This is a genomic window from Elusimicrobiota bacterium (assembly GCA_028718185.1).
Lineage (GTDB): Bacteria > Elusimicrobiota > UBA8919 > UBA8919 > UBA8919 > JAQUMH01.
On the sequence record JAQUMH010000008.1, the window covers coordinates 1 to 26,841 of the forward strand.

At 35.1% G+C, this 26,841-nt stretch carries 27 protein-coding genes; all 27 read right to left on the reverse strand.

Annotated elements, in window-relative coordinates; all coding sequences use genetic code 11:
* Positions 1-395: 395 nt before the first annotated feature.
* The gene (gene rapZ, locus PHE88_09550) at positions 396-1,241 is read right to left on the reverse strand and encodes an RNase adapter RapZ (protein ID MDD5688060.1); all 846 of its coding nucleotides are present in this window, start codon (positions 1,239-1,241) and stop codon (positions 396-398) included.
* Entirely contained in the window at positions 1,241-2,176 is a 936-nt protein-coding gene (gene hprK / locus PHE88_09555; GenBank protein ID MDD5688061.1) for an HPr(Ser) kinase/phosphatase, read from the reverse strand. Before hprK ends, rapZ begins: the two co-directional genes overlap by 1 nt.
* Before the next feature lie 24 nt (positions 2,177-2,200).
* Positions 2,201-2,662 carry a PTS sugar transporter subunit IIA gene (locus tag PHE88_09560; GenBank protein ID MDD5688062.1) on the reverse strand — a complete coding sequence of 154 codons (462 nt, stop codon included), beginning with the start codon at positions 2,660-2,662 and terminating at the stop codon, positions 2,201-2,203.
* 56 nt (positions 2,663-2,718) lie between these two features.
* On the reverse strand, positions 2,719-3,255 hold the full coding sequence (gene raiA / locus PHE88_09565; protein MDD5688063.1) for a ribosome-associated translation inhibitor RaiA: 537 nt from the start codon (positions 3,253-3,255) through the stop codon (positions 2,719-2,721).
* A gap of 54 nt (positions 3,256-3,309) precedes the next feature.
* The gene (gene lptB, locus PHE88_09570) at positions 3,310-4,029 is read right to left on the reverse strand and encodes an LPS export ABC transporter ATP-binding protein (protein ID MDD5688064.1); all 720 of its coding nucleotides are present in this window, start codon (positions 4,027-4,029) and stop codon (positions 3,310-3,312) included.
* Positions 4,030-4,127: 98 nt separating this feature from the next.
* Positions 4,128-5,003 carry an LptA/OstA family protein gene (locus tag PHE88_09575; protein ID MDD5688065.1) on the reverse strand — a complete coding sequence of 292 codons (876 nt, stop codon included), beginning with the start codon at positions 5,001-5,003 and terminating at the stop codon, positions 4,128-4,130.
* Positions 4,987-5,529 (reverse strand): LPS export ABC transporter periplasmic protein LptC, encoded by a 543-nt coding sequence (gene lptC, locus PHE88_09580; GenBank protein ID MDD5688066.1) that lies wholly within the window; start codon positions 5,527-5,529, stop codon positions 4,987-4,989. The genes PHE88_09575 and lptC overlap by 17 nt, the downstream gene beginning before the upstream one ends.
* Positions 5,496-6,035: an HAD hydrolase family protein gene (locus PHE88_09585; GenBank protein ID MDD5688067.1), complete on the reverse strand. Its 540-nt coding sequence runs from the start codon at positions 6,033-6,035 to the stop codon at positions 5,496-5,498. The genes lptC and PHE88_09585 overlap by 34 nt, the downstream gene beginning before the upstream one ends.
* Before the next feature lie 162 nt (positions 6,036-6,197).
* The gene (locus PHE88_09590; protein ID MDD5688068.1) at positions 6,198-7,247 is read right to left on the reverse strand and encodes a zinc ribbon domain-containing protein; all 1,050 of its coding nucleotides are present in this window, start codon (positions 7,245-7,247) and stop codon (positions 6,198-6,200) included.
* A gap of 59 nt (positions 7,248-7,306) precedes the next feature.
* On the reverse strand, positions 7,307-7,564 hold the full coding sequence (locus PHE88_09595; protein ID MDD5688069.1) for a hypothetical protein: 258 nt from the start codon (positions 7,562-7,564) through the stop codon (positions 7,307-7,309).
* Between the two features lie 15 nt (positions 7,565-7,579).
* Positions 7,580-7,906 carry a hypothetical protein gene (locus tag PHE88_09600; protein ID MDD5688070.1) on the reverse strand — a complete coding sequence of 109 codons (327 nt, stop codon included), beginning with the start codon at positions 7,904-7,906 and terminating at the stop codon, positions 7,580-7,582.
* 93 nt (positions 7,907-7,999) lie between these two features.
* Entirely contained in the window at positions 8,000-8,809 is an 810-nt protein-coding gene (kdsA, locus tag PHE88_09605) for a 3-deoxy-8-phosphooctulonate synthase (protein ID MDD5688071.1), read from the reverse strand.
* Between the two features lie 158 nt (positions 8,810-8,967).
* Positions 8,968-9,762 (reverse strand): tetratricopeptide repeat protein, encoded by a 795-nt coding sequence (locus tag PHE88_09610; GenBank protein MDD5688072.1) that lies wholly within the window; start codon positions 9,760-9,762, stop codon positions 8,968-8,970.
* A complete protein-coding gene (locus PHE88_09615) occupies positions 9,759-11,525 on the reverse strand; it encodes a BatD family protein (GenBank protein ID MDD5688073.1) in 1,767 nt (588 codons plus the stop codon). The genes PHE88_09610 and PHE88_09615 overlap by 4 nt, the downstream gene beginning before the upstream one ends.
* A gap of 44 nt (positions 11,526-11,569) precedes the next feature.
* Entirely contained in the window at positions 11,570-12,832 is a 1,263-nt protein-coding gene (locus PHE88_09620) for a neutral/alkaline non-lysosomal ceramidase N-terminal domain-containing protein (GenBank protein MDD5688074.1), read from the reverse strand.
* Between the two features lie 148 nt (positions 12,833-12,980).
* The gene (locus PHE88_09625) at positions 12,981-14,213 is read right to left on the reverse strand and encodes a DegT/DnrJ/EryC1/StrS family aminotransferase (protein ID MDD5688075.1); all 1,233 of its coding nucleotides are present in this window, start codon (positions 14,211-14,213) and stop codon (positions 12,981-12,983) included.
* A gap of 112 nt (positions 14,214-14,325) precedes the next feature.
* Positions 14,326-15,897 (reverse strand): hypothetical protein, encoded by a 1,572-nt coding sequence (locus tag PHE88_09630; protein ID MDD5688076.1) that lies wholly within the window; start codon positions 15,895-15,897, stop codon positions 14,326-14,328.
* A 112-nt stretch (positions 15,898-16,009) separates the two neighbouring features.
* Positions 16,010-16,711, reverse strand: coding sequence for a tetratricopeptide repeat protein (locus tag PHE88_09635; protein MDD5688077.1), 702 nt, complete (start codon positions 16,709-16,711; stop codon positions 16,010-16,012).
* Positions 16,708-17,724 carry a VWA domain-containing protein gene (locus tag PHE88_09640; GenBank protein ID MDD5688078.1) on the reverse strand — a complete coding sequence of 339 codons (1,017 nt, stop codon included), beginning with the start codon at positions 17,722-17,724 and terminating at the stop codon, positions 16,708-16,710. Before PHE88_09640 ends, PHE88_09635 begins: the two co-directional genes overlap by 4 nt.
* Positions 17,725-18,708: a VWA domain-containing protein gene (locus tag PHE88_09645; GenBank protein ID MDD5688079.1), complete on the reverse strand. Its 984-nt coding sequence runs from the start codon at positions 18,706-18,708 to the stop codon at positions 17,725-17,727.
* On the reverse strand, positions 18,708-19,658 hold the full coding sequence (locus tag PHE88_09650; GenBank protein ID MDD5688080.1) for a hypothetical protein: 951 nt from the start codon (positions 19,656-19,658) through the stop codon (positions 18,708-18,710). Before PHE88_09650 ends, PHE88_09645 begins: the two co-directional genes overlap by 1 nt.
* The gene (locus PHE88_09655; GenBank protein ID MDD5688081.1) at positions 19,655-20,527 is read right to left on the reverse strand and encodes a DUF58 domain-containing protein; all 873 of its coding nucleotides are present in this window, start codon (positions 20,525-20,527) and stop codon (positions 19,655-19,657) included. The genes PHE88_09650 and PHE88_09655 overlap by 4 nt, the downstream gene beginning before the upstream one ends.
* On the reverse strand, positions 20,528-21,517 hold the full coding sequence (locus PHE88_09660; protein MDD5688082.1) for an AAA family ATPase: 990 nt from the start codon (positions 21,515-21,517) through the stop codon (positions 20,528-20,530).
* A gap of 153 nt (positions 21,518-21,670) precedes the next feature.
* Positions 21,671-24,196 carry a glycoside hydrolase family 38 C-terminal domain-containing protein gene (locus tag PHE88_09665; GenBank protein ID MDD5688083.1) on the reverse strand — a complete coding sequence of 842 codons (2,526 nt, stop codon included), beginning with the start codon at positions 24,194-24,196 and terminating at the stop codon, positions 21,671-21,673.
* Between the two features lie 117 nt (positions 24,197-24,313).
* Positions 24,314-25,021, reverse strand: coding sequence for a 3-deoxy-manno-octulosonate cytidylyltransferase (gene kdsB / locus PHE88_09670; GenBank protein MDD5688084.1), 708 nt, complete (start codon positions 25,019-25,021; stop codon positions 24,314-24,316).
* A 121-nt stretch (positions 25,022-25,142) separates the two neighbouring features.
* Entirely contained in the window at positions 25,143-26,120 is a 978-nt protein-coding gene (gene rfaE1 / locus PHE88_09675; protein MDD5688085.1) for a D-glycero-beta-D-manno-heptose-7-phosphate kinase, read from the reverse strand.
* Between the two features lie 318 nt (positions 26,121-26,438).
* On the reverse strand, positions 26,439-26,699 hold the full coding sequence (locus PHE88_09680) for a type II secretion system protein (protein ID MDD5688086.1): 261 nt from the start codon (positions 26,697-26,699) through the stop codon (positions 26,439-26,441).
* Between the last annotated feature and the right edge of the window lie 142 nt (positions 26,700-26,841).

Genomic DNA, 26,841 nt, shown 5'->3' on the forward strand with positions numbered 1-26,841 from the left:
CCAATATTACCAACCTGTCTTCTCCGTAAAAATCAGGCAAAGTATATTCATCACCTGTAAATTTTACTGCATATTTCTTTCCTCTCTTTGATGATGGCGATGAATCCTGCGACATACTTTCCCCCAAAAAACTCAAATTAGGCACGCCAAGGGCGTGCAACTACAACTACAAACATTGAAATTCCTATACATCAAGTTAAGCAAAGCTTCGCTTTGCAGCTACCAAGTAGGTTTTCAACAAAACAGCTGATGTTGTAGCCGCAGAGCGTCAGCTCTGCTAAACATTGAAATTCCTGTACATCAAATTATCTTATCAACTTTTCAGATTTTGGTTGATTGTCAGACCCCGAATCAAGTTCGGAGTAGTTTTTGTCCTGGTACAATAGGGACAAAAACTATTTATCAATATCTCTGTGTTTCAAAATTACAGAGAATTTTCTATCTGTTAAATGCTTTTTTAAAAGATTTGCCAGTACAACAGACCTGTGATGCCCGCCGGTACAGCCAAGTGCTATTGTTAAATAAGATTTGCCTTCTTTAATATATTTTGGAATTATATTTAATATCATGGGGAAAAATAATTTTATGAATTTTTTTGTATCTTCAAAACCCATTATATAATTCTTCACTTTTCTTTCGTTACCTGTACTATTTTTAAGCCCTTTGACATAATAAGGATTAGGTAAAAATCTTACGTCCATAACAATGTCGGCGTCTGTAGGAATACCGTACTTATAACCAAACGATATGACAGTAATACGCATTTCCGCTTTTTTTGAAATTTTCAATAAATTTGATATTGTTTCTTTTAACTCCTGAAGGTTCATACCGGACGTATCTATAACTTTGGCTGCTTGTGCTTTTATATCTGATAAAATAACCCGCTCTGCTTTTATTGCTTCAATAACAAGTTTTCCAAGAGGATGTTTTCGACGCGTTTCACTGAATCGCCTTGCTATCGTTTCATCAGATGCATCAAAAAACAGTATCCTCGGGCGGATGGTCAAGTTGGATATTATCCTTGGAAAATTTGATAAATCTTCGCCCTCTCTTATATCTATACCAAGCGCTATCTTTTTAAACCTGCTGTCTTTTGAACTTGAACTAAGCGATACAAATTTATCAACTAAAAACAGCGGTAAATTGTCAATACAGAAAAAACCCAGGTCTTCAAAACATTTTATTGCCTGACTTTTTCCGGCGCCTGAAATGCCTGTAATAATAAAAAATTGTGTGTCCATTATTCCTTTTTATCTTTCATCATTTTAATAAGCCGTTCATTTAAATCCTGGGCGGCATGATAACCTCTCAGCTTAAGACGCTGATTCATAGCAGCAACTTCAATAATAGCAGCAGTATTTCTACCCGGCCTGACAGGTATGGTTACTTCCGGAATACGAACACCGAGTATTTCGGTGTATTTTTCGTCAAGTCCGAGACGATCATATTCTTTTTCGCCTGTCCATTGTTCAAGTTGAACAACTAATTCAATTTTTATTGAATCCATAACTGCAAAAATTCCGAAAAGATTTCTTATGTCAATAATTCCGACACCTCTTATTTCCATATGGTGCCTAATAAGTTCTTCACCAAATCCAATAAGTATTTCGCTGGAATATCTTTTAATTTCAACAACGTCATCGGCAACAAGTATATGCCCTCTTTTTATAAGTTCCAAAGCGCATTCAGATTTACCAATGGAAGAATCACCAAAAATCAAAACACCCATACCGGATACATTAACCAAAACACCGTGTTTGATAACAGACGGGGCAAGTACACTTTCAAGATATAATGTTAATTCTGTCGATAACCTGCCGGTTTCCATAACCGATCTAATAATAGGTATTTTGTGTTCAACTGATAATTTTAAAAATTCTGACGGAACGTCAAGATTCCTTGTTACCATTATTGCCGGAATCTCATATGAAAAGATTTTTTTGAAAACATCCTTACTTACCGTGTGTGATTTCAAATATGTTATCTCGCATAAACCCATTATTTGAAGCCGCTGATAAGGGAAATAATCAAAAAACCCGGTTAATACGAGCCCCATACGATTTATCTCAGGCACAACGATTTTCCTGTCAAGCCCTTCTTCTCCTGAAATAATCTCGAGCGCGTATTCTGTTTCTTTATTTTCAAAAATGTTTCTTATGGTAATACTTTTTTCCATATTATTATTGCAAATATTTCGATATTACAGGGCATCCTCTTCTTTTATTAATTTAATAATTTCTTGCGCTGCCTGGGCATCTCTTAGCGACTGCCTGAAGTACTTATCTTTTAAAATACGTGAAACTTTGGCGATTGCCTGCAAATGCTCGCTTATTGAAGCAGGTGGTGCGACCATTAAAAATATTATATATACCGGTTCACCGTCCAAAGAATCAAAATCAACACCTGTTTTAGATATACCCAATGAAGCAACTATTTTTGAAACATCTTCACTTTTAGCGTGCGGTATAGCAACACCTTGCCCGATTCCGGTAGAACCTGCACTTTCTCTCTTTAAAATAGCTTCTACTGTTTTTTCAACATCTTTAACGAGTTTCTTCTTTGCCAGAACACCGACAAGTTCCGCGATAACTTCTTTTTTTGTTTTTCCCTTTAATTCCGTTAGAACACAACTTTCTGACAAAAAATCCAAAATCTTCATCATGAAAACCCTCCTAAAAGATATCTTTTTTTAACTATGCTCGACGCATTTTATAATATTTATTTTACAGCATTACTCCTCTTGTCAATTTCATACAAACCATATTTTAAATTAATTTTTTTATAAATAACCGACAGTTTTTTAGTGGCTCTATTTATAAAAATCCAAAACATATACTCATTTTCATCCATCTCCTCTATTGCTTCTTCAATACTTAATATTTTAGGAATAAATTTACTGATATCCAAATCTAACGGCATTTTTTCTTGTTGTTCATAATTATCTTCAAATAAAAGGTTCGTCGATTTTCTATGTTTTTTTAATTTTTCTTTTTGTTTTCTAAGTTGTTGCTCAACCTTATCTGCAGCCAAGTCGAATGCGGAACGAAAATCTGTCGAAGATTGGCTTATCCTTATCGTTTGACCTATGACATTAATTATAATTTCGGCAACACAGAGATATTTTTGTTTGGTGAGAAATACCTCGATCTTTTCTATTCTTGGAAAGTACTTTTTACTTTTTAACAATTTTTCCTTTATGTGTTCCAGAACTGTTTCCGATACTTTTACTTTTATTGTCCTGATATTAACAAACATAATCCTCCTTAACTGCATTCAATATACAAACATTTGCAGCAAAAATCAATAATTTCACATTTTGAACTTTTCGCCAAGATATATTTTTCTCGCTTCGTCGCTTTTTAAAAGTTGATGTGCAGAACCCTCTATGAGAACTTTACCGTCATATATTATATACGCTCTGTCAATTATTTCCAGTGCTTCACGCACATTATGGTCGGTTAAAACAACACCAATGCCCGATTTTTTAAGGTCCTTTATTATACACTGAATATCGGCTATTGTGATTGGATCTATCCCGACAAACGGCTCATCCAAAAGTATAAAATGCGGCTCTACTACCAAAGCCCGCGCTATTTCAGTTCGCCTTCTCTCCCCACCGGAAAGATTATAGGCACATCTGTCCTTAAGATGGTGAATCCCCAGCTTTTTTAATAATATTTCACATTTTTCATGTCGTCTTTCTTTATCCGTATCAATCATCTCAAGTATAGCAAGAACATTTTCTTCGACTGTAAGTCCCCTGAAAATTGATGATTCCTGGGATAAATACACAATACCCTTTCTGGCACGTAAATGAACGGGAAAATTTATAATATCTTCTGAATTGTAAAATATATGACCCTCATCCGCTTTCGTTAAACCTACCATTATATGAAATGATGTGGTTTTCCCGGCACCGTTAGGTCCAAGAAGACCGACAATCTCAGAATCATTAACATGCAGAGAGATATTATTAACCACTCTGCGTCCTGAATAAGCCTTCACAATATTTTCAACTTTTAACTGCATACTAACCCTCACTTCGCTCGGGAACACGAATGGTCACGAATTTTCTAACATCTCACGAATAAGTAATCACAAATACTCACATTTATTCGCGCATATAATCACTGCGTAATCATTTTTGTCTTTGTATTGCCTGAAATGGTAATTTTTTCTTTTTCTATCTCTAATAAAATCTTATCGCCGGTATATTCAGAGGAATTTTTATCCTCTACTCTTGTCAATTTTGGAGGACCGCCCAAAAGTAAAAGTGTGCCTGCCTTCTGGTCGTAAATTGCTTCATCACTCTGTGTTTTAGTTTGTTCCTTAAAAAAATTAACGTTTTTCATTGCATGTAAATTTTCTCCAAAATTAAAAATCTCCAGTTTCTCGCAGGTCATTTCTATAAAATCAGTCGTGCATTGTGATAAATATCTTTTAACCTTTACATTATCTAAAATAACTCCGCTACCGCTATTTTTGTTAAATTCAGCTGTTTCTCCCCAGACATTTGTATTTGTTGTAGCGCTTGAATATTGAATATAAACATTTTTTGTTGCATGAAAATCTTCCCCATAATTAAAAATTTCAAGTTTCTCTGAAGTTAACTCCATAACACTGGTTGTATTCTGTGATAAAAATCTTTTAGCCTTAACATTCCCTAAAATAACTCCGCTGCCGGTATTCTTGTTATATTCTGCTGTATTTCCCCATGTGTATGTTTCGGTTGTGCCGCTGGAATATTGAACACAAATATTACCTGAACTTGTTATAATACCGGTCCGCTCGTTTGACTTCATTTCATCGGCTTTAACTTTAATATTCTCCTGAACAAGTTTTACATTACCGATATACTCCACTATATCGCCCTTCTGCAATATTTTAGTCCTATCACCGGTAATCATTATCGGCTCACCGGAATAAATAATATTAGTAAAGAAACACACCAGTAAGACAATAAATAGAATATTATAATTCATCGCTTCACTTTTTTTTCTCATTTCTTACTACTGCTTTTACATCTTTTAAAATTGTAATATCCGATAAATCAGTATTTGCTTCCAGACCATAACCCGTAATCGTAGTATCGGGTTTTTCCTGCCGGACAAAAGAATCTGAAAACATTTTTCCTGCTTTTTCAAAATAACTTAACGAATCCACGAAAATGGTTGTATTTTTTAATAAAGAAAAAATAATTACATTGCCTTCAGCTTTTATGTCGCCGGTTTCTGTTTGCAAGATTGCTTTATCAGCGGAAACAACAGAACTTATTTTTCCTGCTTCATAAAAGCTCATTTTTATTTTTTTAGCATTTACTTTTTTCTTCTTTTCGTAAACATCACCGCGAACAGCAAAAAAATCCCACTTGCGAGTTTCAAGTTCATATTTGTTTATAGTAAAATCTCTGATAACCTGGTCGGGGAACTCATCTCTTACAAAAAATTTATCTTTCTTCTCATCACTACAAGAAGCAAAACAAAAAAACATCAAAATCAAGCACGATAATGCTTTAATACTTTTTCCCATAATCCCTGTGATTTAAAAATTATCTCAACTACCTCTCTAAAAACACCTTTCCCGCTTTCTACATTAGTTATGTAATCAACTGATTTTTTTATTTCATCGGAAGCATTTTTAGGACAGATTGAAAACCCGCATCTTAAAAGGACCGGCAAATCCACCAAATCATCACCAATAAAAGCAATCTCGCTGATTAATAAATTTTCTTTTTTCAAAATTTCATTAATCGCAGACATTTTATCCATCTTTTTCTGATATAAATAGTGAACACCTACTTCTCTTGCTCTATCCTCTACTTGTTGTGATTTTCTGCCGGTAATCCATGCTATTTTTAAATCTTTTGCATAATTTTTTATAAGACTAAACGCAAACCTGTCATATACATCCCAGAATTTTACTTCTTCCCCGCTGTTTAAAACTATAATTCTGCCATCAGTTAAAACACCATCAACATCGGTCGCGAGTAGTTTAATCTTGCTTGCCTTTTTTAAAATATTTTTCCAATTTTCCATATCTTTGAGAGCGTTAAAAAAGTCCCTTTTTGACTGTCATTGCGAACCCGAAGGGTGCGGCAATCTTTCTTTTCTATAAAGTAATTCTGAGATTGCTTCGTCATCCCAAACATCGGGATTCCTCGCAATGACATCTTAAAAAGATTTTTAAATAATCATATTTTACTTTTCACTTAATTTTCTTGTGTTGTTCTCAATATCCAGAAAAACTAAAATAGTTTCCGCAATTGCATTAAACGTAACAAAAATCATATATGAAACAGCTGATATGCCAATCAAACCCAGTGAAGATAGAAAAATACTTTTTGGTAATAAAACCACGAAATAACTTGTAGCCATTATTAACCCGATAATTAAAATAAACCGTCCAAGAAACCTGAACACATTTGAAATACGATGTAAAGCCCCGTATCGTCGCGGATTTACAACTTTAGGTGCTTTCAAAATATTTCCGCAATTAATACAATAGCCGCTTACGGGTGTTTCTTTGCGACATATTACGCATATCATCATGCTTTCATCTAAATTCATACCTTCAGTAACAGGTGAAAACCTTTCACTCATCCCTATAAAAAGAAATATCAAGCCTGATGTTATGCCGCCGTAAAGCATATCGGCAACAGTAAACATTATTGCAGAAGTTGATTCATATCTCAATCGCAAAAATATCTCCCACCCAACCGCGCCACCTATAGCACCGCCTAAAGCGCCGCCGATAAATGCAGAAATACCTCTTTTTTTCTGAGATGTAAAAAATCCTATAAAAGCACCGACTATCAACCATATAACAGCATTAGCTGTTGTATATAACGAAAATTCAAGGTTTTTTGCTTTTTCAGGAACAAATAACCACATTGGTACATCATTTTTCAAAATAAAAGTGGCAATAAGACCGCCTAATACACCTCCGATAATTCCTCCGATAAGTCCGAAAATTATCTTGCGAGTCGATTTTTCCAAAACACCAATAACTACACCGATAAAAACAGCCGATACAATAGTCCTTATTATGACATAAGACGGTTCACCAATATCACTTGCTATGATGTTAAATATCACTGAAGAAAGGAACCATCCAACGCAACCGGCAATAGCTCCCGCAACTGTCCTTCTAAGCAACCACGCTGATGTTGTAAGCAAAAAATTTGTCCCGCAACTACCGCAATATCTCGAACCTTCTTTCACCTCTGCATCACAATTAGAACACCGCATAAGACCTCCGTTTCACCAACCTGCATTCAGAACGCAAGAAAGGTAAATTAATACTTTTATTATTTTGTATTTTTGATTGGTTCTTGTTTTTCAATCATTGGGTATTCCGATTCCCAAGTAGGCAGATTTCTGTCGAACTTATTAAGGAAAAATCTGGCAATGAAAAACAAAACTACTACAATTGCATAAATTATCCCAAGTATTTTTAAGTGCCACTTCCAGCCTGGGCGCCAAGGGATATATGTTAAATCGGCACCGCAATTTTTACATATTTTTGCTGTTTCCTTATTCTCCAGCTGACAATTATAACATTTCATTTTCCCCCCTATTCCTTATTTATATTTTAAGGCAATTGCTTTTAATGCAAACAACGAATCGAAAGTATTTTGGGGTGGGTTGGTTATCTCAGACGTTATAAATATTGCGTCCGCGCCAACCTTCTTTGCTTGGTTTATAGCTTTTTCTACACAGGCATTTTTACTATTAGCCCCAACTTCAATAATCCCCAATTCTTTAAATGATTTTTCGGGCTTCGTTCTAAATACCTCAACATTATTACTCACTGCTAATTGGACATAATCAGGATTCGGTCTCCATTGGAGTGACGAACAACCATACATAAAAAACCCAACAACTAAAACAACATATAATTTTTTCATACTTTACCTCTCCTTATTTTAGTTCTTATGTCCTACCGTTCTCATGTTCTCTAATTTTCTAATCTTTTAATCTTAATTCTTACTTCTTTTTTCTTAATTCTGCCTTAAAAACACTTCTTTTAAAAATTTTTCCATTTCTGAGAGTTTTAAAGAATTAGCGCCGTCTGAAAGTGCTTTTTGAGGATTTGGATGAACTTCCAAAAAAAGTCCGTTTATCCCAACTGCAATTGCCGCTTTAGAAAGCGGTAGAACAAATTCTCTCTGGCCGCCGCTTTTATCGCCAAGCCCGCCCGGTAGTTGAACTGAGTGAGTGGCGTCAAAAATTACAGGATAGCCGGAATTTTTCATTATAACCAGAGAACGAAAATCAACTACAAGATTATTATACCCAAAACTTGTTCCCCTTTCTGTTAATAATATTTTTTTATTACCTGCTGATTCAATCTTTTCTATAACATTCTTCATATCGTGAGGTGAAAGGAACTGGCCTTTTTTTACATTTACCGGCTTTTTTGTTTTTGCAACAGCAAGCAATAAATCAGTCTGTCGACACAAAAATGCAGGTATTTGAATTATATCTGCAATCTTTGAAACATTTAAAACATCTTTTGTGCAGTGAACATCTACCAGAATTGGTATATTGTATTTAGATTTAACCTTTGCTAATATTTCCAGTCCTTTTTTAATTCCGGTACCCCTGAATGATTTTATGGATGACCTGTTCGCTTTATCATATGACGCTTTGAATATAAAAGGGATTTTCAACTGTTGGGTGAGTTTCTGAAGTTCTCCTGCAATTTGAAAAACAATTTTTTCTGCTTCAATAACACAAGGACCCGCAATTAAAACAACCGGATTATCTTTGCCGATTAATATATTACCAACTTTGATTTCTTTATTCATAAATTTTGTAGACGAACATTAAATATCGGTTACAAACTTCTCAAATACAGCACGCCAAGGGCGTGCAGCTACAATTATTACATGGTATGTAAATTCAAGGTAAGACTATCGAACTTTTTCAATAGTGTCATTTTACTTAATTTTGTGCAATTTATCAATTAAATAATATTTCCGTTAAAAATAATTTCGATATATTTTGATTCAAGCCAGCCCTTTATACCCATAGACTTGACGCCTACCTCAATCCAGTCATCTGAAGTTTCCAAAACCATCACTTTTTTACCTTCGGGAAGCGTAAAGTTTACCTTAAAACTATTATCGGGTCCGGACCTTATCTCTGCATTATTTATAACGACTGCTTCTATCTGTTTCTGTTGACGGTATTTTATTAAAAATAAAGCTGAACATAAACCAAAAAAAATAAAAGAAATAGTAAAAAGCCAAAACATCCGCTTTTGCGGAATAATCAATTTTATGGAAATAATAATTGTAAAAACGAAAAGAGAGATAGAAAAAACCAATTTAACCAGGGATATATTAATTTTCGAAATTAATGTTTGCTCATAATCTGTATCATTTATCATATTGGCGAGAAATTTTATGTTAAAATTAACATCTTCATCAGAAGGGGAGATTTTACGGGCTTTCTCGTAATAAACAAGCGCCATACCTATTTTACCCAGCCGGAAATAGGTATTACCAATATTATAAAAAGTATTTGCGTTTGGATATTCCTTTTCCAATAATTTAAATTTATTTAATGCTTCCTGGTAATCGCCCTTTTTGTACGAATCGCATCCTAAAATAAAATTGTCCTGACCTGCCTTTTCGACAGGCAAGCTTGTCTCGTCACCTTGCTTAACTGAATTGAGCTTAACAGGCAGGGTCTGAACCGGCCTTAAAATCTGGATACTGCCTAAAAATACGAGAAAAAGAATCAATATTTTCTTCATAACTTCCATCCTTTGTCAATATCGTAAATTACATCTTTAATTCTTTTTGCTTCTTCTTTAAAATCTATTTTTTGAGCTGCCGAAGGCGTAAACCTGATAAAATCCGCTTCTTCAAGAATATCCCTGATTTTTTTTATGTCCTTTTGTGAAAGATTTTTCTGTGTCAAAACCTCTTCCATCTCATTAAAAGTCATACCTGATAGAGTAACCTTTGTTTTGTCCGAAATATACTTTACAATCAACTCAAAAACTATTCCATAAAAATCCTTAATTTCTATCGACCGCTTGTGCATCTTATCGATACCCTTATTAAATTCCCTGAACGCTATTTTACTTTTAATCAGTCCATAATTCTTAGACATAAAAAAGTTATATCTATTATAACCGGCGGAAATTATGAGAAATAAAAACGAAATTATTACCAAACCATTTGATAAATTATTTGTAATTTTACTGTTTGTATTTTCTCCGATTTCAGTTTTTATAAATCGTATGTCCTGACCGACAACATTAACTCCGCTGCCAAAAGCCGGTAATTGGGCAGATACCGGCGTTTTAGACGGTATAACTTTTACCTGTATAACACTTGATTTTACTTTTTGATACTCCTTTTTATCCGGGTCAAAATATGAAAAATCCAATTCCGGAACTATTAAATTACCCGCTCTTTCGGGAACAATAACTGTTTTAAATACTTTTGAACCGCTTACTTTATAATTAGTCTTGGATATATTGACTGAAGAAATCGTATCATATTTTCTTGTACCCATAATGTTTGGAAGTTTTGGCTCTGATATTGACTTAATGTTCCCTTCACCCGAAACAGTTACATTTACAGTTAAAGGATTATTCGCCTCAACCTCTGACTTATCGGTATTTACGCTAATATTATACTTTCCGACTGTACCTGAAAAATTTGCAGGTTTATTTGATGCAGGAAGCGATACTACTTCAACTGTTAATGGTTTTGATTTAAGAATAATTGATTTACCTGAACCAAAAATCCCGCTAAAAAAACTATCATTAGGAAAATTATCGGCCGGATTACCGGAAAAATCCTGAACACTTGTCCGCAAAGAAGCTACGCCTAAATTATAAGTCCCGGCAGAAGTAGGAAATAATTCAAACTTTATTTCAATAACATTATATGTTTTCCCGTTTACTGTTGTCTGGTAATTTCTTTGCGGCGGAAGGTCTTCTACAATGAAACCGGTATAATTTGGCGGGTTGTATTCCGGATTTGAAAGTAAATTCCTTGATGTAAAAAACCTGAAAGTATAAATCAATCCTTCGTTAACAAAAACTTTTTTTTTATCTAACTGTGCCGTGACAAAAATCCCGCGAGCTTCATCTTCATCAACATTTACAACTTGTTTTTGCTGTGGCGCGGAACCGGCTGGTAAAACTTCAATACTTATCGGGTTTGTCGAATATGTTTTCCCGCCAACTGTTAAACTTACAGGTTTAATAGTATATTTCCCGGGTTTATTCAGTGATAAAACAAAATTATATGTTATGGATGATGATACTTTGCCGTTAACAAAAGACACGTTCTGCGATGTGCCCGATGAATAGACATTGAAATCAGTAAGTTGCGGAAGTTCCGGTTTTGGAATGTTAGCCACATCGCCGGAAACAATGACCTGCAGAGTAATTGATTCGCCGAAACTAACTGTATTCCTGTCAACTGACGCATTTATGTTTACATCGGCAAATACTTTAGCTGTTGCAAACAAAAAAACACATATTAATATTTTTTTCATTCTTTTTTAAATTAGTTTTTTTTCGAAAAAGCACAAAAACTATTTTATAAACTCTCTAACAGAGATTTTAGCCCGTCTACTAAAACTGCCCCTACATTTTTTTCATACCGGAAAAATCCGGTAAACATAGGAGCCCGCATCGCAGCATAGTTGCGGAACCGGCCGGGACCATCTCCGAAGTCTTCTTCATCGGGAATATATCCCACATAATCATTTGCGTATCCGACTACAAAAACATTCTTAAAACCTTTGTCTCTTACAATTTTTTTTATTTTCATACCCACTTTTGTAAACAATTCCGAAGGCTGTATGGCAAAAACAATATCTTTACCGACTTTTAAAATTTGTATTTCAACAGGCAATAAATTACTTGAATTATTTTTTACTTTGTTCATTATTTCTTCTTTCCATTCCTGCATAAACCTTTCAAAGTTTACATCTTTTTTTCTCCAGTCTGAGTATTTTTCCATTCTTTCGTCAACTTCTTCTATTGTAGGAACGTGCAAAGGAAGATTAATAATAGCCGATTTCATATCAATTTTTAGCCCGTCTTTTACTTTGATATTTTTATAAACTTTTAATAGTTCATCGGATATATCCTTTCCATATTCTTTTGCTTTTTCAAAATTCCCGTCATCTTTAACATTTATATCGCCGCAATATCCCTGTAAAAATACCGGGATGCAACCAATTTCTTTTTCAATATTCTGGTTCGCCTGCCCGGGCCAATCAGAAGAAATCAGAAAATTATTAGAACCGCTGTTTACAGGGTGCGCGTTATAATTATAAATGACGGCTTTTGTACCTCCGCTTGTTTTATCTATCCGCATAACAAATAACTCGTTATCTTTCGGACCATTTTCTATAACCCGGTTATACCCTATATCTATTTCCCCTTTCGCTGCACCGATTCTTACATCTTCCAAATCTGATTCCGCCCTTTTTGCCGATTCGATAATATTTTTCTTTAAATCTTTTAAGTAATTTTCATCTAAAGTTCCGATTGCCCTCGTGTTAACTGTTACAGGACCTGCGTGTGTATGTGTCGTACATATACAAATATTCTCTTTTTTAATATTTACTGATTTCACAATTTCATTTTTGCATTCCCGGATAGAATCTTCGCCAAGAGCGCCAAGGTCACATACAATAATCATAGACCTGTTTTTCCCGTCATCAAACAGGACCGCTTTTGCAAATAAATCATCATGCACGGCTACCGAACGCCGGTTAATATAATAACCGTATCCCCACAAATCAACTCCAACCGGGGGTGTTATTACTATTTTTGATACTCCAACTTTCATAAATGTATCTCCATTTTTTACTTTTTATTAATGCTTTATTGTAATTCAGACTGCCTGTTAAAAATCTTACTATACCCCTCACCTCTTTCCTCTCCCGCAAGGGGAGAGGATGAAAGGAAAAAGAGGCAAGAAACGAATGTATATAATTCTACTTCAGTTCACTTCTGTTTTCCCATATTTTTGTAACTGCATCTACTATATCCTGCATACCTTTTTTATTGCTTAAAAGAATCCGCTGGGGAATATAAACTGCTTCTTCGCAGATTGTTTCCGAGTTAGGACAAACGACTTTTGTATAATCCACTTTTTCTCCATAGTAAGGACAGGAAATAGGACAATTTTTTTTGCCTTCACCGGTCCTCATAAAAATAGGGTTTTTATAAAGCGGAATCGGGTAACCGCTGTGGCAAAGAACTCCTTCTGCCATTAAAGCATCGAGAAATTTATTTCTTGTGATACCTTCCCATTTATCTCTTACAAATCTGAAAAGATACATATGAAATGCCTGTCTCGTGGTATCCGGATTTCTTCTTATTAGAGAAATCCCGGGAATATTTTTCAAATTCTTATCCAAAAAATATCCGTTCTTTTCTCTTATCAATGTCTGCTTTTCTAAACGGGTTAATTGTCCGAGTAAAATTGCCGCCTGAAGTTCCGTCATCCTGAAATTACTACCAAGAAGATAATGTTCATAAAAACCTTTACCCTCGCCTCTGCCGCAATTATGGTAACTTCTTGCTGTTTCTGCAATTTCATTATTATCGGAAATAAAAATACCGCCTTCGCCGCTTGTAATATTTTTACCCATCTGAAAACTAAATACGCCGCAATCTCCTAACGCTCCGGTTCCCTTACCTTTATATTTAGTACCCCAGGAATGACAGGCATCTTCAATAATTCTGATATTGTGTTTTTTTGCAATATTCTTTAACGTATCCATATCACAAGGCATTCCACCGAAATGTACGGGAATAATTGCTTTTGTTTTGGAAGTAATTTTCCTTTCAACTTCTTTAGGGTTAATATTAGCCGTATCCAACTCGATATCGGCAAATACCGGTATCGCATTTACTCTTAAAACCGCGCTTGCAGTCGCCATAAAAGTATATGGAGGAACTATTACTTCATCTCCTGCCCCTACACCACATGCCAGTAGAGCCATCTCCAATCCTATTGTACCGTTACAACAGGCAACGGCATATTTAGCGTCTTGGAATTTTGCATATTTTGCTTCAAATTCTTTTACATTTTCTCCATACCACCATTTACCACTGTCGAAAACCTTTAATAAGTTTTTTCGTTCAGTAGCACCGAATACCGGCCATGTAGGATACTCTTGTGTTCTAACCTTTTTCCCGCCATTAATCGCTAACTTTCCCATTTTATCCCCCTAATAATCTCGCCCTCTACCTTCATCTTCTCCCCGAATCGGCCTTTTACTGCAGATTGCCAAGGGCAATCCACTACATAAACTTCTTCCTGTATTTTATAATTTAGCTGATTTTTGTATATTTTTTCCCTGCTTCGTCGTAAATTGTGTAACCGATGTCAAGACGCTCCGCCATTTCAACAATGTGCGGTAAATAGTTGCCATAAACAAAACCGAGATGATTACAAGGCCAAAGGTCTATTATCTGGCGGTCGGTAATCGGCAGTTTCCCTAAAATAATAGGCCAGGAAAAATTATATTTTTTATGGTCTTCCTTTTTCACGTTGACGGTTTTTATAACTGTGGCGACTATATGATACCGTAAATTTTGCCTTGCAAGCCGAGCAACTGTGATAGTCTCCCCTGCGGGTGTCCTTCCGCGGACGGAAGAGCCGCCTGCATCATAAAATATTTCCTGCCCGAGATATTCCACATAATCAAGTTTTTTTACGCTGCTTTCAGTTTCTTTACCAAAAAAGCACGGAGGATGCTGTCCGCAGTTGACAATAGCGAGCAGACCTTTTTCAACATCACGGAAATCGCCGAAACCCGAAGGCTTTCCTGACAGAAGATATAGCCAAAGTTGTGTCATAGCGGAATCCATATCGTTTTCACATGCAATAGGTGTAATCTTTTTTTCTTTGCCATCCGGACCGATGTCATTGTTCATAAAAGCTGCCGATATGCACTGTGTACAATCATTAGCACTAAGTTCATCCTGGCATTTAACTCCGCCTACTGTTCCGCCATACAGCTCAAACAGGTCTTTCGCAGCATAATAGAACGAAATCTGGTAAACAAACATATCCAGTGATGAAAATTTCGCCCTTGAAAAATCAAAACTTCCATGTTTTTTATTGTAGAGGTAATCTACGGCTTGTTCAACTCTTTTGTCTTTTATTCTATATGCAGACTTGCCCGGAATACCTCTCCAGTCAACCATTTTAAGAGCTTGTTTTTTAAGTTCCGACTGGTCAAGCGCCTCGTAAGATACCCCCCAGTTTTTTGCCCAGTAATCTACATCCGCCGTAGTAGTACACATTTTCAAACTCATACCGCCGAACGCTACATACTTCTGCTTTTTGAGTTTTTCAATCGCTTCAATAGCCTTTGATGTCGCTTCTTTCCTCTTTTTATAGAACGAAAGTATATCTATTATTTCATGAACTACTTTCGGGTCTTTATCTATCTTACCATAAACCATCTGATATGCTAACCCTATCCTTTGAAGTGCTCCGCCGACTGCCATACCTGCAACAAGTCCGGGAACTTGCGTATCTTTGTAAGCATAAATTAAAACTCTTGCTATGCCTTTGTCGTTACCTTTAAGTTCGTTAGCAAATGCAGTTACCGCATCCCTCGAATCATACGGAAATGTCCACGAACCTTCATTTATGATAATGGCGTCCACATTAGCACTGGCAATTTTTTTTGCATGTTCTCTAACAAGGTTAGTGTTCCACGCGATCTGGTCTTCTTTCGGGTAACCGTCACCGCCACGCACAACTTCAATGCCCTTTTTCTTAAGTGCACTAACCAAAAACCCTTCATACTTAATCATCATATCCACATTTTCTGCCCTTACCCAAGGTCTTGGATCATTCGGGGAAAACACTCCAACTCTAATTTTACTCATACTTACCTCCTTAAAAATCGATTAAAAAATTTGAGAGACATCAAAAGATTAAAAAGATTTTAAACATTTCTAATTTTTCTAATCTTTAAATCTTTCAATTTGACTCTTATTTCTACCAATCTTTTTCCGGCATACCGAATACCGGGACTTTTACGTTTGCTTTTTCTTTGGGTCTTTTTTCGTCGCCGGTAGATTCAAGCAAACGCTGTGCATCTTCTTTTGACATACCCTGCTTTTTTTCTTCTTTTTTGTCTTTTTCTTGCTGTTTCTTCTCTTCGTTCTTTTTATTTTCTTTATCTTTACCTTTATCTTTTTCTTTTCCCTTATCCTTATCTTTATCTTTCTGACTCTGTGAGTCTTTATCCTGCTGTTTGGAATTTTTATCAATATTTTCTTTTAATTTTTTCTGAGCAAACTCTATATTAAATTTGGCGTCTGTATCACTAGGGGTTAATTCGAGTGCCTTCTTATAAAGTTGTATCGCTTCCGGAAGTTTACCTAACCTGAATAATGAATTCCCCATATTATAGTAAGCTTTACCCTGAAGTGCAATATCTTTGCTATATGTCGCTTTTTCATAATTCTTTAACGCATCTTCATATGCACCAGTTTTAAAATATACATCGCCTATATTAAACGCTGTTTCCGGCAAGTTAGGGTCAGCCGTTTCTGCAAGTTTATATTTTTCCAATGCCACATCGTATTTTTCTTTATTAAATGCACTGTTGCCTTTGCTTAAATTGCCTCTAATGGAAGAATATAAACTGCCGGAGAAATATAAACTTAAAAATATAATAAACACAATACGTTTCATATATTTATCCTTTTTTTGAAACCGTCAGGCAAAAACATTTCAATAAGTATCAATATCAGACCAATTAATACAAAATAATAAAACTTTTCTTCGTACCTTTCATATTTTTGGGCTTTTAGCTGTTTAGTCTCCATACTTGAAATATCTTCTGTTATGCGCGACACTTCAATCTCGCCGTCAGTTGCCTGATAGTATTTTCCTCCGGTTTCATAAGCAATTTTCTGCAAAGTAAGTTCGTCTAACTTCGTCATTACAGTCTCGCCTTTTTTATCCTTTTTGTAATTGGTTACATTACCGGTTTCATCCTTATCCGGTATTAATTCACCTTGTGATGTCCCAAATCCGATAGTAAATATTTTCACACCTTCCTTTTTTGCCGCAAGAGCGGCTGACAGCGGGTCGCTTTCGTGGTCTTCACCATCGGTTAAAATTATAAGCGCTTTGTATTTTCTTTCCTCTTTTATAAAGTTTTTTACTGCTAAATCTATTGCTTCACCGATAGCAGTGCCGGGAACAGGGATAAGGTCGGTAGTTATTGAGTCCATAAATATTTTACTGGCAGAAGTGTCCAACGTTAATGGGCATTGTAAAAACGGTTTCCCGGCAAATGCAATAATTCCCAGCCTGTTACCGGAAAGTTTATCAATTATAAAACTAAGTTCAAGTTTTGCTTTTTCTAAACGACTGGGTTTAATATCCTGGGCAAGCATACTCTTTGAAACATCAATAGCTATTATTACATCTACACCGTGTTTTTTAATATCGACAAGTTTTGCCCCAAATTTTGGACCTGCAAGTGCAAAAAGCAGGAAAAATAGCCCTGAAATTTTAAGAACTTTCTTTAACTCTATAATTCGGATATCATATCTTACAAAAAGTTTTTGGATATTATCTTCTGAAAACAGTTTTTTCAGAAATTCCCTTTTATTTTTTTCAGACGAATATTCTAATATAATCAGGAATACAATAACAAAAACTAAAATATAAATAAAAACCGGTGCTGAAAATCCCATTTAAGGTACCGTCCTGAAAACTAAATTTTTTAGCATAATTTCAATAAGGAACAATAAAACTGCCGGTAGAAGAAACCAGATATAAAGTTCGTTAAAATCGGTATATTCTTCAACCTTAAACTCTGTTTTTTCCATTGAGTTAATTTTTTTATAAATTTCTTCCAGTGATGATTTATCGGTCGCCCTGAAATATAAGCCGTCTGTTTCTTTAGCAATCTGTAAAAGTTTTGTCTCATCAAGGTCTTCTTTTATCCAAACATATCTTCTGCCAAAGACAGGATCATCAACGGGATAGGGCGCAGGACCGGTACCCGCAGCACCTATAGCATAAATCTTAATCCCGAATGCAGATGCTGCTTTCGCTGCCGTAATAGGGTCAACTTCTCCCATATTATTCCTACCGTCAGTAAGTAAAATTATAATCTTGCTTTTTCCTGTGGACTCTTTTAACCTATTAACAGATGTTATTATCGCCGTCCCTATAGCTGTCCCGTCTGTCTGGGTAATCCCAATTTCAATCTTATCAATAAAATCAAGTAACGAACCGTAATCCGTCGTCAACGGACACTGGGTAAAAGCAACAGCAGAAAAAACAACCACACCTATCCGGTCATTTTTCCTGCCTTTTATGAATTTTTTTACTACATCTTTTGCAGCTTCAAGACGGTTTTGCGGTTTGAAGTCTTCTGCACGCATAGAACTTGAAGTATCAATACATAAAATTATATCTAATCCTTTTTTTGTAAATTCCGATGACTTTTCACCGCCTTGAGGACGTGCCAATGCCAAAATAATGAAAATAACGGCAAAAATCCTTAGACCATCCAATATCTTCTTGCCGAACGGCGGATTCGTTTTACCGAAAATATTTATATCTGAAAATATTATTCCGGAGTCATTCTTTAATTTCTTCTTTTTAATATAATACAGTATTCCGATAAAAACCGGAATTAATATTAAAACATACGGATAATAAAATCGCATTATGGAACCTCTAATTCTTGTTCATCCGGAACTTCCGGAGGTTTAACTATTTCAACTATATCTTTTGCACTTTCAAAATTTAAGTATATATCTTTTTCTTCAGGTATATACTTGGCAAATTTCACCAGATCGGCACATTCTAAAAACTCCCGTAGTTTTATTAAAAATCTTTTGTCCGCTCCCTTTTCACGTAGTGCCTTCACTGATTCCGACGTTGTCATATCAGTAATATTAACATCAAAAACCTTGGATAAGTAAACCCGTACTATTTGGGTCAATCTTACAAAAAATTCTTTTATCATACCATTTTTTATTAAATCCATATTTTCAAGTTTTGATAGTTCTTCAGTTGCATACTTATACGGGTCTGTAATCCTGGTAAACATCTGTAAAATATCACTTTTACGAAAGTAATATTTATAAATAAAATACCCTGATAAAAGTAATATCGGGACTCCAAAAACAACTATGTAAAAAATGGGGGTTCTTTTTATGTTGACAGGTGATTTTATGTCGCGTATATCAGAAGCACTCTCTTTATCCAATAAGCTTGTAACTTCAATTTTAAGTGAATTCGTCTGGCTTTGTGCCGGTGTCCCGTCTTTATTGGTGAAATTTACAACAAATGGGTTAATTTCATATATACCGGTTGTAAATGTGGATAGTATATATTCGTATTTTTTTATATACCTTCCGAATATAAAATATTTTTTCCTTTCTTTCGAAATCTTATAATTCTTGATTTCAAAACTTTTAAGATTTTCTTCCGGGTCAAATTGCCCGAATTTTATATCTTTCGTGTATTCAAAAATAAGCGTTAATTTTACCTTATCCCCGATTGTCATTTTCTTTTTATCGGTATAACACAGAATATAGGCGTCGGATGACAATGAATAAAGTAACTGGACGGCAAATAAAATATAAAATATAAAAATAGCTGTTTTTCTCATCTGAATCTTTTTTCTCTCATCTTAAAAAAACTGATTAAGGGCAATATGTAGGATTTATCTGTTTGCAGATTAAGTTTGTCAATTGCAAGATTTTTTGCCATTTTTTCCAGATATTCGTAATTATTCTTTTTTGATTCTTCGAGTTTTTTTATTAAAAAATAATCTTTGGCATCAACATAAATATCCTTGCCTGATTCGGCATCCAGGAAATGGAAAACGCCATAATCCGGTAATTTATATTCTAAAGGGTCACCGACATTTATCATGATTAAATCGTGTTTTTTAGCGGTAACTCTCAGTAACTTATCATAACCGGTATCTAAGAAATCTGAAATAAGGAAAACCACTGCACGTTTCTTGACTGCCCTATTCAGATAATCCAGCGCCCCGTAAATATCCGTCCCCGATTTGGTCTTTGCAGATAATACCTCGTCAATAATTCTTAAACAGTGTTTTTTACCCTTTTTCGGAGGGATAAACTTTTCCACTTTATCAGAAAATAAAATAACGCCAATCCTGTCGTTGTTCTGCATAGACGAGAAACTTATAACACCGGATAATTCCGCTATCAAGTCAATTTTAGATTTTTGTGTGCCGAAATCCTGGGATTTTGAAACATCTATCAAAAGTATTACTGTAAGTTCCCGTTCTTCAACAAATTTTTTAACAAACAAACTGCCATATCGCGCAGAGACGTTCCAGTCTATAGTTTTTATATCGTCCCCTGCCTGGTATTCTCGGACTTCAGAGAATTCCATTCCCCTGCCTTTGAAGACGCTTTTATACTCACCGGCAAAAATATCATTAACGATTTTCCCGGTAGTAATTTCTATTTTTCTTACTTTTTTAAATAAATCACTATGAATCATTTATGGAACCTCAACTTCCAAAAGAAGCCGTTTTACAATATCTTCGGAAGTAATATTATCTGCTTCTGCTTCATATGTAAGTATAATCCTATGTCTCAAAACATCCATAGCTACATTTTTTACATCTTCAGGTGTTATATATCCCCGACCTGAAATAAATGCATATGCTCTTGCTGTTTCCGCTAAATATATCGAGGCTCGGGGTGAAGCACCGTATAAAATCATGTTTTTTAAATCCTTAATCTTGTATTCTTCCGGATTTCTTGTGGCGAGAACAATATTAACAATATAATCTTTTATCTTCTCATCCATATAAACCATCCGGACAGATTCCCTGGCTTTTTTAATCCTTTCCGAATTTATTACTTTCTTCACTCCTTCAAAACTGTTTGAAGAAACTTTTTCCATTATTTCTTTTTCTTCTTTTTTATCGGGATAAGTTATTTTTAACTTCAGCATGAACCTGTCAACCTGTGCTTCAGGCAACGGGTAAGTACCTTCCTGTTCAATAGGGTTTTGAGTCGCTAACACCATAAACGGCTCATCAAGCAGGTATGTTTTATCTCCGATAGAAACCTGCCGTTCCTGCATGGCTTCCAAAAGAGCGCTTTGAACTTTAGCAGGAGCACGGTTAATCTCGTCAGCAAGAATTAAATTTGCAAAGATGGGACCTTTCTTTACATAAAAATCGGATGTTTTAGGACTAAACACCATGGTCCCTATAATATCACCTGGCAACAAATCGGGCGTAAACTGTATCCTTGAAAATTTACAATCAACCGACTGGGCAAGGGTCTTAACAGCAAGCGTTTTAGCCAAACCCGGAACTCCCTCAAGAAGAACATGCCCGTCAGCTAACATGCCTATAAGAAGCCGTTCAAGCAAATACCTCTGACCGACTATCGTTTTCCCAAGTTCATTCATAACCTCTGATACAAATAACGATTCCTGCTTAACTAACTCATTGATTTCCTTAATGCTTTTCTCCATACAAACAACCTCCTTTATATCCTGTTAAGCAAAGCTTTGCTTTGCAGCTACCAAGTAGGTTTTCAACAAAACAGTTGATATTGTAGCCGCAGCCGAGTAGGTTCACCTGAGGTGAAAGCGTTAGCTCTGCTAAACATTGAAATCTCTATACAATTAATTACTAAAACTTAAGGTGATAATTTCGTTTGGCTTTATCTTAAAATTTATGTTACCGTCTTTAGTTTCTAAATCTTTTATTTTTTCTTCCAACAGATTAACTATTGAAATATTTTTGAAGTTTTTATAAATTTTTATGGTTGCATTCAGTTCAATATCTTTCGTATTGAAAACTCTGACTATAATGCTGTTCCCTTTTTCCGCTTTTTTTATTGTACTGATAATTATTCCCTGGGGTTCTACTTCCAGAAATGAAAATTCATTTTTTAGTTTGGGAGTTTTATCTTTTGCGGGTTCCAGAGTTTTATAAAACAGTGGCTGTCTGAAGTTATAACTTTGCAAAATCGGCATAAAATCAAGCCCTGAAGAGAAGGAATATTTCAGGATATGTTTTCCGGGCATCTGTGCTGCAGGTGTTGGTATTTCAGGTCCCGGGCATCCGGTACGCAATGCAAGGTTCCTTTTTGCAATCCAGCCGATTCCTCTTAAAAGCGTCAGTGCAATCGCTTTTTTATTTAGAATTTCGTATTCCTTTAGCCCGATGTTGCTTAAACATACTGAGTAATTCTTATTTTTTGCCATAACAAAACCAAGATTTGGGAAACACCCAACAGGTGTTTCCTTGAAATCTTTGTTTCCCTTCGGTACGGTTGTACTTCTATCTATTATCCCGAAATGGTTTGCTGCGGATGATTTTTGTATTTTCCACGGAAGCGGGAACAAAACCCGCAATCTGTGGTCACTGACATTGTTTTCAACTTCTGTTTCAAACTCTACGCGCGAGATTGAAGATATAAGCGATATCCTGTTTTTAATAACGCAAAGTTTTTTGTTTTTCTTGCGGGATTTTCTGTCATCAGACAGACTTTCCGGAAAGTAGTATTTACCGGTTATCTCAAGCGTTGTTTTAAGATTGCCTTTTTCTATAAATCTTGTTTTTACGGAAGCCGGTTTCATAATGAGGGTATCTTTTTGTGGTGGAGAATAATTATATTCATCCCCTGCATCACCACTCTCTTCAACCTGACAGCAGTTTTTGAAAATTGCTTTATTTATTTTATCCGAAATATTTATACTGCCGTTTTTGTTTACACTTATTTTATAATATTTATTTTCAAAACAGTTCTTCCCCGGTTGTAAATCAGTTTTTACCTTTTGCTGTTTTTTATCTGTTTCTTTCAAGTAATAGGTTTTAAATCCTAATCCCGGGACATCTTCTGCCATAAATTTCATCTTGTTACCGGTTTCTTCACAAAATAACTCTTTTTTGTCACTGTTATATATCCCCATATTTTTATCTTCATTATTAACATCAAGTTCTATTAGTTCGCTTCTTTTGTTTCCGGTGAAATTGAATACTGCAATTTTCATTTTGCTTTCAGGAATTTCAGTATTTATTTCCGATGCGATATATCCGGCGGCCTCATCTAATAAATTATTACATATTTCCCTCGCGCTGTTAAATCTTGTTTCCATTTCCTTGTGGACTTGGTCGATACTGCACCCGCATATACTGTCGTGTGCCTGGTTTTGCAGCATATACTTCCACGCAAGATTAATATAATTTTCAGGATAGGAAAGACCTTCAAGGTGCACAAAAGAAGATAAGGGTTCGACATAATTGGAAAGCAGAGTTTCAATCTCATCAATATTCTGTTTCAAGTTTACTCTGGTAGAAAGAGTGCCCGGCAACACGTATGCCCTTTTAGGCGAGCGAAATTCACCTTTAAATTCTGCAAGCGAATTTATGTCCACATTATTCAGAATTTCATTTTTTAGTTTTTCAAGATTTGTAATTTCAAAATCATAGGGCAGTTTATCTTTGATTTTTTCCAAAACTCCAGGTAATTTCTCCTGAGCTTCCTGATGGTCACAACCGTTCATCAGCAACAGATTGTTACTTTTTGCATGTGGAATCAGCCTTTCGGAAATCACCTTTAATTTATCCAGTAGTTCTTCATCTTGTAGCGGCAATTCCACGGCATTGCAGTAACCATAAATCAAATAAATCGTAAATATTTTACTTCCATCATCACCCTGCCAGAAAAATTCAGTATCGTTTATCTCATCACCGACCCCTCTCCATACAACCGCACAGTCAATACCACTTCCCTTTAAAATTTTAGGAATACCTATACTGTGGCCAAACTGGTCAGGCAGGTAACCTATTTTCATTTTTTTACCGAATTTATTTGCAATTCTATCGCCAAAAATTAAATTCCTGACAAGGCTTTCGCCGCTCACTAAAAATTCATCCGGAAGAATATACCATGGACCAATTTGTATCCTGCCTTCTTGTATGTATTTTTTTAATTTTTCTTCGTTTTCCGGTCTTATTTCCAGATAATCTTCAATCACAATCGTTTGCCCATCCAGCATAAAACAGCTGAACCGTTTTTCATTTTCAAGAGTAGTGAGAAGGTTATCTATCATTTTTACCAACCTGTATCTGAACCCCTGAAATGTCTGATACCATTCCCTGTCCCAGTGAGTGTGCGGTATTATTGCCAGTTTATATTTCATAATTTTCTCCTGCAAGTAAAGTTAAGCCCGCCACTGAACCGTTGGCGGGCAGCTACAAACCAATTGATAGTGTAGCGGCAGAGCGATAGCTCTGCTATACATTGAAATTCCTATACATCAAGTTAAATTATTATTTGCTAAAAACTTTTTTACTTTGTTTAAATCACTTGCCGTGTCAACACCTATTGTATTATATTTGGTTTTCACTACATAAATCTTGTAACCATTTTCTAAAATCCTTAATTGTTCAAGTCTTTCTGAAATTTCTAGCGGTGTTTGTTTAATTTTAGAAAACTTCAATAGAAAACTTTTTCTGAAAACATATAATCCTATATGTTTCAATGCATTTGGAAGCGGCATCCGTGAAAAATAAATAGCAAAATTATTTTTATCTATAATTACTTTAACATCATTAGGGTTATCTATTTCTTTTTTACTATTAAAATCGGTGGCAAGCGTTGAAACAAGAAAATTCTTATTGCCTACTATCGGTTTAATCGCGGAATCGATCATTTCCGGTTTTATCAGCGGTTCGTCCCCTTGAATATTTACAACAATATCACAATTTATTTTTTTAGCGATAAAAGACAGGCGGTCTGTTCCGCTATTACACTGCGGTGTCATAATAACATTAGCTCCAAAAGTTTTTGCAGAATCGTAGATTCTTTTGTCATCGGTTGCAATTATAACTTTATCTAAGTGTTTTGATTTTGATACTGCCTCATAAACCCATTGGACCATTGGTTTGTCAAAAATTTTAATAAGCGGTTTGCCTGGTAATCTTGTAGATGCATATCTAACCGGAATAATGCCTATTATTTTCAATTTGTTTCTCCTGTAAAATCAGAGATTAGCGGATTAGAGAATTAGTTAATTAAGTTTTCTATCTAATTCTTTAATAAATTTATTTTTCTTAGGATAAGTTTTTTAGCTACCTTCCTACCTGTTACGAAGTCTCGCCCTTTAGCGCGGAAAGTAATTCTTTCGGGGAAACTGTGGCAGTACCAAGTTTGCCTACCACAATTCCGGCAGCATAATTCGCAATTTTTGAAGCATCAGATAACGAAGCACCACAGGAAAGAGCAAGTGTTAAAACTGCAACTACAGTATCCCCAGCACCGCTTACATCAAAAACCTCTTTTGCCACAGTAGGTATGTGTACTTCACTATTAGATGTAAAAAGTGTCATTCCGGATTCACCCTGCGTGATTAAAACAGAGCGACATTTAAGTTTCTTTAAGATTCTTTTACCAAGTCCGCTAAAATCAGTTTTATTTTTTAATTTTGCAACCTGCATACCGGACATCGCTTCATAAATATTGGGTGTTATGCAATCAACATATTTATATCTTGCAAAATGTTCTATTTTTGGGTCAACTGTGATAATTTTTTTATGTCTTCTTGACAGTTTAATAATTTCCTCTATTATTTTTTTTGTTATAACTCCTTTACCATAATCTGATACCAAAATAGCATCTATATGCGGCATTTTTTTACTTACAAAATCCAGAATTTTTTTAGTAAGAACCGGCGATAGTTCTGTTATTGTTTCTTTATCATATCTTACAACCTGCTGATGCCCGGCAATCACTCTTGTTTTAACTGACGTTATATTACTATTATTGACAAATACACCGCTTGCATCAATTTTTTTGGCAAATAATTGTTTTAACAAGACTTCGGCAGTGTAATCGTTACCGACAATTCCGCATAAAGATGCATTAGCGCCAAGTGAAACAATATTATTGGCAACATTACCGGCTCCGCCTAAACAATATGTCTCTGTTTTAACTTCAACTACAGGGACCGGGGCTTCAGGTGAAACTCTTCGTACTTCACCATGAATAAACCTATCCAGGATTAAATCACCGACTATTAGTACTCTTGCCTGTGGAAACTTTTTCAATATATTAACTAAACTCATATAGTAAATTAAGCGACTTCGTCGCAAGATTACACAGATTGGGAAATTGATTTATCTGTGTAATCTGCCTTTAATCGGCGTAATCAAGTATCGGATTAAATTCCGATACTGTAAATTATATAAACTTACCTCTTGAAAGTCAATAACACCTTTTCAAGTTAAGCAAAGCTTCGCTTTGCAGCTACCAAGTAGGTTTTCAACAAACCAGTTAATATTGTAGCGGCAGAGCGATAGCTCTGCTATACATTAAAATTCCAAGATATCAAGTCAAAAATACTTTAATTGTCTCCTTTTTCAGCATTTCTTTGTATGTTTATTTTACTCTATCTGTTTAATCTGTTCTTCTTGTTTCTTGGTGTTATTATTTGAGTCCTCTATTTTACTTTTTGAGTCCTTAACCATTCCCGGATAATTATTTGAATTTATACTCTGCTCTGATAACTCTTTCTTAGTCTTTTCATCTAATGTTGAACTCTTATAATAAACTTTTACCGCATAATACATCAATAAACAAACTATTATAGTTGTTATCAATATTTCCAATAATGAAAACCCTGTTTGATTTTTTGTTAGTTTCATTTTTATATAGAATTTATTGTTACTATATTACAATTTTTTTGTTAAATTTTCAACTAACAAAAAACCACTATTTTTTATATTTAGTGGTTTTAATAAAAACTTGTTGGAAATAATTGTAATTAGTGCGAGTTTGAGTAATTAG

What these genes read in the sequence shown, in the direction of transcription:
- rapZ (MDD5688060.1), bottom strand. Translation starts at nt 1,241, where the DNA reads ATGGACACACAATTTTTTATTATTACAGGCATTTCAGGCGCCGGAAAA.
- hprK (MDD5688061.1), bottom strand. Translation starts at nt 2,176, where the DNA reads ATGGAAAAAAGTATTACCATAAGAAACATTTTTGAAAATAAAGAAACA.
- PHE88_09560 (MDD5688062.1), bottom strand. Translation starts at nt 2,662, where the DNA reads ATGATGAAGATTTTGGATTTTTTGTCAGAAAGTTGTGTTCTAACGGAA.
- raiA (MDD5688063.1), bottom strand. Translation starts at nt 3,255, where the DNA reads ATGTTTGTTAATATCAGGACAATAAAAGTAAAAGTATCGGAAACAGTT.
- lptB (MDD5688064.1), bottom strand. Translation starts at nt 4,029, where the DNA reads ATGCAGTTAAAAGTTGAAAATATTGTGAAGGCTTATTCAGGACGCAGA.
- PHE88_09575 (MDD5688065.1), bottom strand. Translation starts at nt 5,003, where the DNA reads ATGAGAAAAAAAAGTGAAGCGATGAATTATAATATTCTATTTATTGTC.
- lptC (MDD5688066.1), bottom strand. Translation starts at nt 5,529, where the DNA reads ATGGGAAAAAGTATTAAAGCATTATCGTGCTTGATTTTGATGTTTTTT.
- PHE88_09585 (MDD5688067.1), bottom strand. Translation starts at nt 6,035, where the DNA reads ATGGAAAATTGGAAAAATATTTTAAAAAAGGCAAGCAAGATTAAACTA.
- PHE88_09590 (MDD5688068.1), bottom strand. Translation starts at nt 7,247, where the DNA reads ATGCGGTGTTCTAATTGTGATGCAGAGGTGAAAGAAGGTTCGAGATAT.
- PHE88_09595 (MDD5688069.1), bottom strand. Translation starts at nt 7,564, where the DNA reads ATGAAATGTTATAATTGTCAGCTGGAGAATAAGGAAACAGCAAAAATA.
- PHE88_09600 (MDD5688070.1), bottom strand. Translation starts at nt 7,906, where the DNA reads ATGAAAAAATTATATGTTGTTTTAGTTGTTGGGTTTTTTATGTATGGT.
- kdsA (MDD5688071.1), bottom strand. Translation starts at nt 8,809, where the DNA reads ATGAATAAAGAAATCAAAGTTGGTAATATATTAATCGGCAAAGATAAT.
- PHE88_09610 (MDD5688072.1), bottom strand. Translation starts at nt 9,762, where the DNA reads ATGAAGAAAATATTGATTCTTTTTCTCGTATTTTTAGGCAGTATCCAG.
- PHE88_09615 (MDD5688073.1), bottom strand. Translation starts at nt 11,525, where the DNA reads ATGAAAAAAATATTAATATGTGTTTTTTTGTTTGCAACAGCTAAAGTA.
- PHE88_09620 (MDD5688074.1), bottom strand. Translation starts at nt 12,832, where the DNA reads ATGAAAGTTGGAGTATCAAAAATAGTAATAACACCCCCGGTTGGAGTT.
- PHE88_09625 (MDD5688075.1), bottom strand. Translation starts at nt 14,213, where the DNA reads ATGGGAAAGTTAGCGATTAATGGCGGGAAAAAGGTTAGAACACAAGAG.
- PHE88_09630 (MDD5688076.1), bottom strand. Translation starts at nt 15,897, where the DNA reads ATGAGTAAAATTAGAGTTGGAGTGTTTTCCCCGAATGATCCAAGACCT.
- PHE88_09635 (MDD5688077.1), bottom strand. Translation starts at nt 16,711, where the DNA reads ATGAAACGTATTGTGTTTATTATATTTTTAAGTTTATATTTCTCCGGC.
- PHE88_09640 (MDD5688078.1), bottom strand. Translation starts at nt 17,724, where the DNA reads ATGGGATTTTCAGCACCGGTTTTTATTTATATTTTAGTTTTTGTTATT.
- PHE88_09645 (MDD5688079.1), bottom strand. Translation starts at nt 18,708, where the DNA reads ATGCGATTTTATTATCCGTATGTTTTAATATTAATTCCGGTTTTTATC.
- PHE88_09650 (MDD5688080.1), bottom strand. Translation starts at nt 19,658, where the DNA reads ATGAGAAAAACAGCTATTTTTATATTTTATATTTTATTTGCCGTCCAG.
- PHE88_09655 (MDD5688081.1), bottom strand. Translation starts at nt 20,527, where the DNA reads ATGATTCATAGTGATTTATTTAAAAAAGTAAGAAAAATAGAAATTACT.
- PHE88_09660 (MDD5688082.1), bottom strand. Translation starts at nt 21,517, where the DNA reads ATGGAGAAAAGCATTAAGGAAATCAATGAGTTAGTTAAGCAGGAATCG.
- PHE88_09665 (MDD5688083.1), bottom strand. Translation starts at nt 24,196, where the DNA reads ATGAAATATAAACTGGCAATAATACCGCACACTCACTGGGACAGGGAA.
- rfaE1 (MDD5688085.1), bottom strand. Translation starts at nt 26,120, where the DNA reads ATGAGTTTAGTTAATATATTGAAAAAGTTTCCACAGGCAAGAGTACTA.
- PHE88_09680 (MDD5688086.1), bottom strand. Translation starts at nt 26,699, where the DNA reads ATGAAACTAACAAAAAATCAAACAGGGTTTTCATTATTGGAAATATTG.